The organism is Bacillus sp. 7884-1 (assembly GCF_002272245.1).
GTDB lineage: Bacteria > Bacillota > Bacilli > Bacillales > Cytobacillaceae > Neobacillus.
In genome coordinates this window covers 103755-112765 of record NZ_NPDD01000069.1, presented here as the reverse complement: position 1 = coordinate 112765, position 9011 = coordinate 103755, and the positions used below count along the sequence as shown (strand labels likewise).

The 9011-nt window shown below is 37.0% G+C and carries 12 protein-coding genes; 9 read left to right on the top strand and 3 right to left on the bottom strand.

The annotated features are described in order from the left end of the window. Positions 1 to 144 precede the first annotated feature (144 nt). The 6 genes from CHI06_RS09665 to CHI06_RS09640 all read left to right on the top strand — a co-directional run bounded on the left by CHI06_RS09665 (position 145) and on the right by CHI06_RS09640 (position 4866). Positions 145 to 543 carry a YugN-like family protein gene (locus tag CHI06_RS09665; protein ID WP_095248337.1) on the top strand — a complete coding sequence of 133 codons (399 nt, stop codon included), beginning with the start codon at positions 145 to 147 and terminating at the stop codon, positions 541 to 543. A gap of 142 nt (positions 544 to 685) precedes the next feature. Beyond that, the gene (locus CHI06_RS09660) at positions 686 to 850 is read left to right on the top strand and encodes an aspartyl-phosphate phosphatase Spo0E family protein (RefSeq protein WP_095248336.1); all 165 of its coding nucleotides are present in this window, start codon (positions 686 to 688) and stop codon (positions 848 to 850) included. Positions 851 to 1016: 166 nt separating this feature from the next. Further along, a complete protein-coding gene (locus CHI06_RS09655) occupies positions 1017 to 2690 on the top strand; it encodes a DUF6044 family protein (protein ID WP_095248335.1) in 1674 nt (557 codons plus the stop codon). 21 nt (positions 2691 to 2711) lie between these two features. Beyond that, positions 2712 to 3722 carry a glycosyltransferase family 2 protein gene (locus tag CHI06_RS09650; protein ID WP_095248334.1) on the top strand — a complete coding sequence of 337 codons (1011 nt, stop codon included), beginning with the start codon at positions 2712 to 2714 and terminating at the stop codon, positions 3720 to 3722. After that, on the top strand, positions 3691 to 4122 hold the full coding sequence (locus CHI06_RS09645; RefSeq protein ID WP_095248333.1) for a GtrA family protein: 432 nt from the start codon (positions 3691 to 3693) through the stop codon (positions 4120 to 4122). The genes CHI06_RS09650 and CHI06_RS09645 overlap by 32 nt, the downstream gene beginning before the upstream one ends. 117 nt (positions 4123 to 4239) lie before the next feature. Next, on the top strand, positions 4240 to 4866 hold the full coding sequence (locus CHI06_RS09640; RefSeq protein WP_095248332.1) for a LysE family transporter: 627 nt from the start codon (positions 4240 to 4242) through the stop codon (positions 4864 to 4866). A 33-nt stretch (positions 4867 to 4899) separates the two neighbouring features. Here CHI06_RS09640 and CHI06_RS09635 read toward each other — a convergent pair whose 3' ends face one another. Together CHI06_RS09635 and CHI06_RS29705 are read right to left on the bottom strand one after the other, a co-directional pair. After that, entirely contained in the window at positions 4900 to 6261 is a 1362-nt protein-coding gene (locus tag CHI06_RS09635) for an amino acid permease (protein ID WP_095248331.1), read from the bottom strand. Beyond that, on the bottom strand, positions 6245 to 6418 hold the full coding sequence (locus CHI06_RS29705; protein WP_179292582.1) for a hypothetical protein: 174 nt from the start codon (positions 6416 to 6418) through the stop codon (positions 6245 to 6247). The genes CHI06_RS09635 and CHI06_RS29705 overlap by 17 nt, the downstream gene beginning before the upstream one ends. A gap of 221 nt (positions 6419 to 6639) precedes the next feature. Here CHI06_RS29705 and CHI06_RS09630 point away from each other — a divergent pair, with 221 nt between their 5' ends. Beyond that, positions 6640 to 7395, top strand: coding sequence for a TraR/DksA C4-type zinc finger protein (locus CHI06_RS09630; protein WP_095248330.1), 756 nt, complete (start codon positions 6640 to 6642; stop codon positions 7393 to 7395). 44 nt (positions 7396 to 7439) lie between these two features. Here the strand turns inward: CHI06_RS09630 and CHI06_RS09625 are convergent, their stop codons facing one another. After that, positions 7440 to 7658: a YozQ family protein gene (locus tag CHI06_RS09625; RefSeq protein ID WP_095248329.1), complete on the bottom strand. Its 219-nt coding sequence runs from the start codon at positions 7656 to 7658 to the stop codon at positions 7440 to 7442. Between the two features lie 91 nt (positions 7659 to 7749). Between CHI06_RS09625 and CHI06_RS29700 the strand changes: the two genes are divergently transcribed. Together CHI06_RS29700 and CHI06_RS09620 are read left to right on the top strand one after the other, a co-directional pair. Then, the gene (locus tag CHI06_RS29700) at positions 7750 to 7893 is read left to right on the top strand and encodes a hypothetical protein (RefSeq protein WP_165979097.1); all 144 of its coding nucleotides are present in this window, start codon (positions 7750 to 7752) and stop codon (positions 7891 to 7893) included. A 27-nt stretch (positions 7894 to 7920) separates the two neighbouring features. After that, positions 7921 to 8805, top strand: coding sequence for a cation diffusion facilitator family transporter (locus tag CHI06_RS09620; RefSeq protein WP_095248328.1), 885 nt, complete (start codon positions 7921 to 7923; stop codon positions 8803 to 8805). Positions 8806 to 9011 lie beyond the last annotated feature (206 nt).

Here is a 9011-nt window from a genome sequence, read left to right as displayed (position 1 = left end):
GCGGAAAGCGAAGCGCCTGGAGCGCAAATCAACAGACCCAATACAGCACAGCAAATAAAAAAGTAGAGTACTGACAAAATCAGTACTCTATTTTTTATCTTTTTTGGAGAAACTAATAAATAATGATGATAAGGGGGCTCGATCATGATTGAAATACCATCAAGTGTAGAAGGTAAGCAGTTTGATTTGTATAAGCTGGAACAAAAATTAAAACCAATCGGTTATGCAATCGGCGATAACTGGGATTATGACCATGGTGCCTTTGACTACAAAATAAATGATGAAGTGGGATATCAATTTCTGAGGCTGCCATTTTCAGCCATAGATGGCCAGTTAGACGCACGAAACTGTACAGTGGAGCTTAGCCGTCCATTCCTATTGTCTCATAAATATCAAATAGGACTTGATGACCACATTGGTGACGCAGGCACTTTAAATCAATTTTCTGAACCAGTTGATAAGGACGCCAGTTTTCCTGAACAGTATATTGAAACAGGGAAGGCCCTTGTAAAGGAACTTGAATCTATATTAAGTACAGAATAAACCCGTTAGGAATATTGTACTAGTATAATGTTCACGAAAGATACAATAATTTTTAATAATTCTACTTGTATTATATTGTTAAAATTTATAAATTAAGGTTAATAATATAAATATGTTATAAACATGAAAAGAGGTTGGAGCTATGGAAACCAGCATGTACTATTTGTTATCTGATATTGAAAAAACGAGGATAGAAATGATTGATCTAGCGCAACAATATGGATACTGTAACCCAAATGTTGTTCAATGCAGCCAAAAGCTCGACCTACTTTTAAATGTATACGGTAATATACAAATAAAACATTAAATCAGGTAAAAAATAACCTTTCATTCATTCGGAAGGTTATTTTTTTATCTAGAGCCTTCTTTTAGGGAGGAAAACAATTGATAAAAAGGAATAATTTCCATCCCATTTGCAAACTTTATTAAACATAAGGTTATATAGAGGACACAGGTTTACGAGGTGTGAATGAGTGTACAGAGATACGAAAAAAGAGCTGAGATTCATCCTTTTTGCTTTACTGATTTTAACTATATATCTTTCCCCACTCTTTATTCTCCAAGAGAATGCTCATATCCGTGTTCATGATAACTTGGATTCGAATTTAGCATGGTATAAAGTTCTAGCCAGAAGCGGTCAAATGTTTGGAGATGTAAATGCTGTGATTCCCCAAATTATTAATGGGGTGCCAAGAAATGCATTTGGGACGGAATACAGTATTATTGTTTGGCTCTATGCGTTGTTTCCAACCATGATTGCCTATGGTCTCAGTCAGGCATTAACCAGAATAGTTGCATTTATAGGGATGTATTTACTATTAAAAAAACATTTCCTTTCAGATGATAGATGGACCTTCCTGCAGATTGGCACTGCACTTGCCTTTAGTTTAACCCCCTTTTGGCCATCAGGAATGCTTAGTACAATGGGAATGCCGCTTGCATTGTGGGCTTTCCTTAATATTCGAAACGGAGAGGGAACGAAGAAAGATTACATAGTCCTAACACTAATTCCATTTTACGCAAGTATTGTTTTAGGTTTTTTCTTTTTTTTAAGTGCTATGGGAATCTGTTGGCTCCTGGATGTTGTCAGAGGCAAAGGATGGAATCTTCGTTTCTTTTTTTCTATTGCCTATATGACTTGTATTTTCATGCTCGTTGAATATCGATTGATTTATTCTTTCTTATTTTCCACTGAACCAAACAGCCGTGACGAATATTTCCATGCTTCCTTACCCTTATGGAGAGTAGTACGATTAACACTAAAAAATTATGTTTTAGGACATACGCATGTAATGACGGTGCATGGTTTATTTATTTTACCCGTTACGTTAATTGCCCTTTATTTTGTCTTTACAAAAAAACTTTGGAAACAGGAAAAGCTTTTTGTCTTTTTATTTGTCTTAAATATCTTGTTATCTCTCTGGTATGCTTTTTGGTTTTATAAAGGCTGGTTACCGTTAACGAAAAGGTTTCACTTTATGGATACCTTTAATTTTGCCCGCTATCACTTTTTAAGGCCGATGGTCATATATGCTGGATTTGCCCTGGCATTGAAGATACTCTCTCTTCAAGGACATAGCTGGTCGAAAACGGCAAAATGGTTAGCGATCCTGCAAATTCTTTTATTATGTTTATTTAATGATGAGATTATCTATCAGAAAAAGCCTACAGTTAAAGAATTTTATGCGGAGGAATTATTTACAGAGATAAAAGAGCACATCGGACAAGATCAAGAAAATTATCGGGTGGCTAGTATCGGAATTCATCCTGCCATTTCCCAGTATAATGGCTTTTACACGCTAGATACCTATAATAACTTTTATCCATTAACCTATAAGCACAAGTTTAGAAAAATAATAGAGTCGGAATTAGCAAAAGATAAAACGATTCGCAAATACTTTGATCAATGGGGCGGGCGCTGTTATATCTTTACGGACCAGCTTGGAAAAAAATATATGATCAAAAAGGACTCCAAAAGGAAATTAAACAACTTGCAATTAAATACGTCTGTGTTTAAAGAGATGGGTGGTACATATATCCTTTCTGCATTACCCATAACAAACTCAGAGGAAAATCAACTGACACTGGATAAGGTATTTGAATCGAAAAGTTCCGCATGGAAAATCTATTTATACAAGACTTTATAAACATCGGGGGTTATTACAGATATGGAACCTGTCCTGACGATAGTCGTACCTTGTTATAATGAAGAAGATGTTTTACCTGAAACCATTCATCAACTGAACCAGTTCGTAAAACAATTGGTCAGCGAACAGCTTGTTTCTAACAAAACCAAGATATTGTTCGTAGATGATGGAAGTAAGGATCGAACATGGGAAATCATTTATAAAGCAGGATTAAGAAATGAGCATGTCCGCGGAATAAAATTATCAAGAAATGTTGGTCATCAAAACGCATTGTTAGCAGGCTTGTTTGCAGCAAAGGATACTTCAGATTGTGTTGTCTCTATTGACGCAGACCTACAGGATGATGTTCAGGTTATTCGTGAATTTATCCATAAATTTAATGAAGGAAATGAAATTGTGTATGGCGTTCGAAAGCGAAGGGATACTGACACCATCTTTAAGAGGAGTACGGCTCAAGGTTTTTATAAGGTAATGAAAAAATTGGGTGTTGATCTTGTTTATAACCATGCGGATTTTCGTTTAATGAGTAAACGAGCTTTAATGGAGTTAGAAGGATTTAAAGAGGTAAATCTTTTTTTACGCGGTATTGTGCCACTCCTTGGATTTCGTTCGGATGTTGTCTACTATGACCGTAAAGAAAGACAAGCAGGTGAAACAAAGTACCCGTTAAAAAAAATGCTGGCTTTTGCCTTTGATGGAATCACCTCCTTTTCTGTTTCTCCTATTCGCTTTGTATTAATAATCGGTTTTGTTTCCTTTTTCCTAAGCCTGGTATTTGGCTTATACTTTTTAATGCTGAAAACACTTGGGGAAACACAAACAGGATGGACATCACTTATCACTTCTATCTGGTTGATTGGCGGCTTGCAGCTAATTGCTATTGGGTTAATTGGAGAGTATGTAGGGAAAATTTATAAGGAATCAAAGCAGCGTCCCAAGTTTATTATTGATATTGATACCTTTTCTATACCAATCCCACGGCGTCATTTAATTCGAAAAAATGAGGAGGAGGAGTTTTATAAAACCAACTAATTCATTCATTCGTTTTCTTCTGGTTGGGGTTATCAATACGTGTGTCGGTTTATTTATCATCTTCTTTTTACTAAATGCTCTACATCTTTCGTATTGGGTTTCGACCTTTGTAGGAAATTTTGCTGGGGCTTGTATAAGTTATCTTTTAAATCGATCTTATACCTTCAATAGTACGGTCTCCATTCAAAGAGGGCTGCCAAGATTTTTGACCATCATACTCATTTGCTATTTTGGTGCTTATTTCTGTAGTGAAAAGCTAATGTTTTGGTTCAATCCCTTTCATTTTGTAAGTACAGCGGTTGAACAAAATGGAGCTGTGCTTATAGGAAGTGTGCTTTATACAATAAGTAATTACCTAGGGCAAAAATATTTTGTATTCAATACTGTAAAGACTGCTTAAAGGAGTTTTCTTATCTAAAGAAATCTCCTTTTTTTATGAAAATAAAGTGGTACAACCCCTATTTCCTGAATAGAAATTGAAAGACAGGCTTCTATTTCAATTCAGGGAGAGATTAGAATGAATGTATTTTTGAGTTATATTTTGCTGGGATTGTCGCTGGCGGCTCCTATTGGTCCCATTAATGCTGCTCAAATTGATAAGGGGATAAAGCATGGATTTATGCATTCATGGCTTATTGGGGTAGGGGCGGTCGTAGCTGATGGGGTTTACATGATGATTGTTTATTTTGGAGTGGTGCATTTCCTAGAAACTCCTTTTATGAAAACTTTTTTATGGTTATTTGGCTGCTTTGTCTTAATTTATACTGGAATTGAAACCATGCTTTCTGCTAATAAGCTGAAAATAGGAGAGAAAAGAAAGGATGAACACTTAGTAAAATCCTTTTTATCTGGTTTCTTTATGTCGATATCCAATCCGTTAACGATTTTATTTTGGCTGGGAATTTACGGCTCAGTGCTCGCCAAGACTGCTGCAACCTATGAAACAAGTCAATTAATTATTTACAGCAGTGCCATTTTTATTGGTTTACTTATTTGGGATTTCACAATGGCTGGGATTGCGAGTAATTTTCGGAAATATTTAACCTCGCAGCTGCTTGTGGGGATTTCGCTCCTGTCTGGAGTATCACTGATTGGGTTCGGGATTTACTTTGGATACCAAGCCTTTAAAGTTTTATTCGGATAACTCAAAAAGCCAGCGAATAATAAGCGCTGGCAATCAAGCGGTTGGCCAAGGACTAAGTACTTTGCCCTTCTTCTTTTTCTTTTTCCACTTGAGATTCATAATTAAAGTTATGCAGCCTATAATACCAACGAAAGCTAGGCTAATAAAGAAACCAGGCCGGCTTGTGCTATGAAATAACGTTCCACTAACAGCAATAAGAATGAAAAGGATCCCAATTGAATATTTTATTTTATCTTTTGCTGTTACCTCTAATAATTTCCATGATGATGCTAAAATGAAAATCCAGTTGTAGAGGAGCATGAGTCCTGCAGCAGTGGTAATGTATTCATAAACATGACCTGGCATTAAGAGTGCACAGACAATCGAAGCAGATATTCCCAAAACGGTAATGAGTAAAGTGGGAATAGGTACTTTTAGTTTACCTTGTCTGCAAAATAGTCCCGGTGCATCTCCTTCTTCAGAGAGTGTAACAAGAATACTGGTAACAGCAAATAGGGAGGCAACCATCGTTGAAAATCCTGCAATAATTAATGCTCCGTTAAAAAGATGTGGAATAAACGTTAAATTGTAGTTGTCTAATGCATTTACGAATGGACTTTTCTCACCACTAAACTGATTCCATGGAACCATTATGACAGCAAGACCAATGGAGAGTATGTAGATAACCATAAGAGTTATCAGCATTACCTTGCCAGCTTTAGGAGCTTCCTTTGGATCCTTTAATTGGGTAGCCATTAAGCCAAGGATTTCAATTCCTCCAAATGCATAGAAGGCAAAAATAACCCCGGACCATAACCCTAATACACCATGAGGAATAAAATCCTTTCTGCTGTCAGGATATTGAATTGGCCGGTCTCCATCAATCACTCCAAATATCGCTAATAAAGCAATGACAACAAACATTAATATGGCCGCTATTTTTATGACGGCAAGAATATTCTCTAATTTGTTAAGTATACTTACGCCAATTAAGACGACAACTAGTCCAAGGAGAGCATAAATACCTGCAAATGCCCATAGTGGAATTTTTGGGAACCAAAATCGTGAAAAAATTGATAGAGCTGTCATTTGACTGCCCATTATTAAAACCTCTGACATCCAATAGACCCATCCGCTGCTAAATCCAGCCCAGCGGCCGAAGGCTTTTTTCGCATAGGAACGAAACCCGCCCTTTAGAGGTTCTTGTGCAGTCATTTTTGCAAGTGCATCAAAGACCAAATAGGTTCCAGCAGCTGCAAGGATGAAAGCGATAAGAATAGCAGGTCCAGTCATTTTTATGGCGATACTTGACCCTAAGAAGAATCCTGTACCGATTGTACACCCCACCCCAAATAACGAAAGCTGCCACCACTTCATATTTTTTTGTTCATTTTCCCCGCTACTCGATTTGCCCATTCACACTTCTCCCGGTTGCTCCTACTGATTTATCTGTAATGTCCTGGTTATTATATTCAGGGTCATTCTTGCCTCGTTGTTTATTTGCACCGCCTAAATAAACACTTTGATGTTCCTGCTGTTCTCTTCTAAATTTGTTAAAATTTTCGTTTACCATCTGTATTCCCTCATTCCTTTTTAATGACATTCTATATGTTAAGATACACGCTCACCAAAAACTTATTCAGCTAGTTCATAAGAGCAATTAGGATTTTGTTGGAATCCCTAAATTAATTACATAATCATGGCCTAAAACATTGAAAATAAAGAGGTACTAGAAAAAGTTGAAATATAAAATGGGCGAAATAGATAAGCAATAAGCCTTGAAAGGGGTTTACTATGTTAACGACAGAGCAGCTTGCTGGTTTTCGTTTGCAATTACTAAAGGAAAAAGAGGAAATAGAAGAGCGCCTCGAGCAAAATGACCATTATGGTTTAGAACGAGGTCATTTTCATGAATCGTTGGGGGAGTTATCAAGTTATGATAATCATCCTGCTGATGAAGGTTCAGAGTTGTATGAACGTGAAAAGGATATTGCGTTAAATGAGCATACTGATTTACAGCTAAGAAATATAAATAAGGCACTTGAAGCAATGGAAAATGGTCAGTATGGAAAATGTGAAGTATGTGGGAACGAAATATCTTTTGAACGATTAGAGGCTTTACCGAATACGACCTATTGTAAAGAACATAGTCCAGATCAAGTAGTATCACATGATCGACCTATTGAAGAGGGAGTATTAATGCCGCCGTTTGGGAAATTTGATATGGATACGAAAGATGAGAATGTCGCCTTTGACGCAGAGGACTCTTGGCAGATTGTTGAACAATGGGGAACATCCGACACACCATCAGATTTAGCCTTTCCACAAGAGCACTACAATGATGTTGGGATTGAACCAGATGAAAATGAGGGGTATGTGGAGGACTATGAAAATTTTGTAGGTAACGATATATATGGGAACAATGTTACCGTGTACCCAAACCCACAACATGAACGCTATGAAGAGTCACTTGATGAAGAAGGAATCATGACAAGCTTTGGAGATCTGCCAGCATATGAAAAAGATCCATATGTGGATGACGATAAATAAACAGAAAAACAGCTTTCGCGTTTTGAAAGCTGTTTTCTCTAATTTTATTCGTTTCTGTATGGCTTTTGTGCAATCGGGAGATCCTTCGCGTTTAAATCGTCATCAGTGGATGTATCAATTTCCCCCTCCATATAGCTGTCACTTGCCTGTTCGTGGGTGGTCGAAAGTCCAGTAGCGATGACATCGTTTTTTTGATAGTCGCTTGTTTCGTAAATACGTCCAGCTAGGTCTGTACTGTTGTTTGTAGAGTTCTTTTTATCCATGCTGCACACTCCTTTAATAAATTTGGTACAACCGTATTTTCTACGTTTTATTCAAGGATTACTCATACTAAAAATCAAGGAGCTGATAAGTATGAACAAAGATAAGTATCCATCAAGGGAAGAATTGGATGAGGCATTTCATTTTCTTCATGACGCGATTAACAGAATTACCGTCGAAGAAGAAGAGGAAGAAATGAAGATGGAGATTAATGGGAATAATCAGGTAGAGAAGTAGAAATTTTTTTTGAGGTGGACTAGATAGATGAGGGAATCCTTAGCGAAGAAAATTGCCTGGATTAGTGTGATTAGTAATATCCTCTTAACATTAGGTAAACTTTTCATAGGCTGGTTTGGAAATAGTGACGCTGTTTTTGCGGATGGAATTCATTCTGCTGCAGATGTTTTTGCCTCTGTTATAGTCTTACTGGTCATTAAAATTGCCAATAAACCAGCTGATAATGAACATCCCTATGGTCATGGAAAAGCAGAGGTCATTGTTTCCGGCATCGTAGGAATTTTACTGTTCCTCGTTTCCATTTATGTGGTCTATGAAGGAATCGCTGGGTTCTTCCATGAAGTAGCAACACCAAGTTACTTAGCGATGTGGGTAGCAATCATTTCCTATGTTACTAAGATTATTTTGTACCGTTCATCATTAAAGGTGGCAAAAGAGCATAATAGTAAGGCAATTGAAGCCATTGCCTTTGACCACAAAGCAGATATTGTGGCTTCGATTGCTGCAGCGATTGGGGTTCTCCTCTCCATAATGGGCGAACGCTTTGATATTTTTATCTTACACTATGGAGATAAAGCAGCAAGTATATTTGTAGCTTACTTAATTTTTAAAATCTCCAAGGAAATGTTAATGGAAGCTTTCGATATCTTGCTTGAACGTAATATTGATGCCGCAACATTACAAGAATATATGAATGTAGTGAATGAATTTCCAGAGGTAAAGAGGATTGATCGGATTAGAGCAAGAGAACTTGGTCATTATGTTTTAGTTGATCTGAGAATATCAATTGACCACTTTAAAACCATTAAGGACGGTCATGACCTTGCAAAACAAATCAAAGGGAGAATGATGGAGAGATACGACAATATTGAAGAGGTATTAATTCACTTAAACCCCTATTTTCCTGAATAAATTCTTGTTTGTGCTTTTTTGATTTTGGGTTTATGATAATGGAGTAATTATACGCCCAAGGAGTTGATATTTTTGAGTTATGCAATAGACCCGGACCCTAGTAGCAGCGGGGAAGTCAGCGTTATCTTTGAATTGGATTCTTCAGGAATATCAGCTCTTAAGAAGGTAGTTTGGCTTCCTCGTACAAAGTAAGTGAGGAGGTTTTA

What these genes read in the sequence shown, in the direction of transcription:
- CHI06_RS09665 (WP_095248337.1), top strand. Translation starts at nt 145, where the DNA reads ATGATTGAAATACCATCAAGTGTAGAAGGTAAGCAGTTTGATTTGTAT.
- CHI06_RS09660 (WP_095248336.1), top strand. Translation starts at nt 686, where the DNA reads ATGGAAACCAGCATGTACTATTTGTTATCTGATATTGAAAAAACGAGG.
- CHI06_RS09650 (WP_095248334.1), top strand. Translation starts at nt 2,712, where the DNA reads ATGGAACCTGTCCTGACGATAGTCGTACCTTGTTATAATGAAGAAGAT.
- CHI06_RS09645 (WP_095248333.1), top strand. Translation starts at nt 3,691, where the DNA reads ATGAGGAGGAGGAGTTTTATAAAACCAACTAATTCATTCATTCGTTTT.
- CHI06_RS09640 (WP_095248332.1), top strand. Translation starts at nt 4,240, where the DNA reads ATGAATGTATTTTTGAGTTATATTTTGCTGGGATTGTCGCTGGCGGCT.
- CHI06_RS09635 (WP_095248331.1), bottom strand. Translation starts at nt 6,261, where the DNA reads ATGGGCAAATCGAGTAGCGGGGAAAATGAACAAAAAAATATGAAGTGG.
- CHI06_RS29705 (WP_179292582.1), bottom strand. Translation starts at nt 6,418, where the DNA reads ATGGTAAACGAAAATTTTAACAAATTTAGAAGAGAACAGCAGGAACAT.
- CHI06_RS09630 (WP_095248330.1), top strand. Translation starts at nt 6,640, where the DNA reads ATGTTAACGACAGAGCAGCTTGCTGGTTTTCGTTTGCAATTACTAAAG.
- CHI06_RS09625 (WP_095248329.1), bottom strand. Translation starts at nt 7,658, where the DNA reads ATGGATAAAAAGAACTCTACAAACAACAGTACAGACCTAGCTGGACGT.
- CHI06_RS29700 (WP_165979097.1), top strand. Translation starts at nt 7,750, where the DNA reads ATGAACAAAGATAAGTATCCATCAAGGGAAGAATTGGATGAGGCATTT.
- CHI06_RS09620 (WP_095248328.1), top strand. Translation starts at nt 7,921, where the DNA reads ATGAGGGAATCCTTAGCGAAGAAAATTGCCTGGATTAGTGTGATTAGT.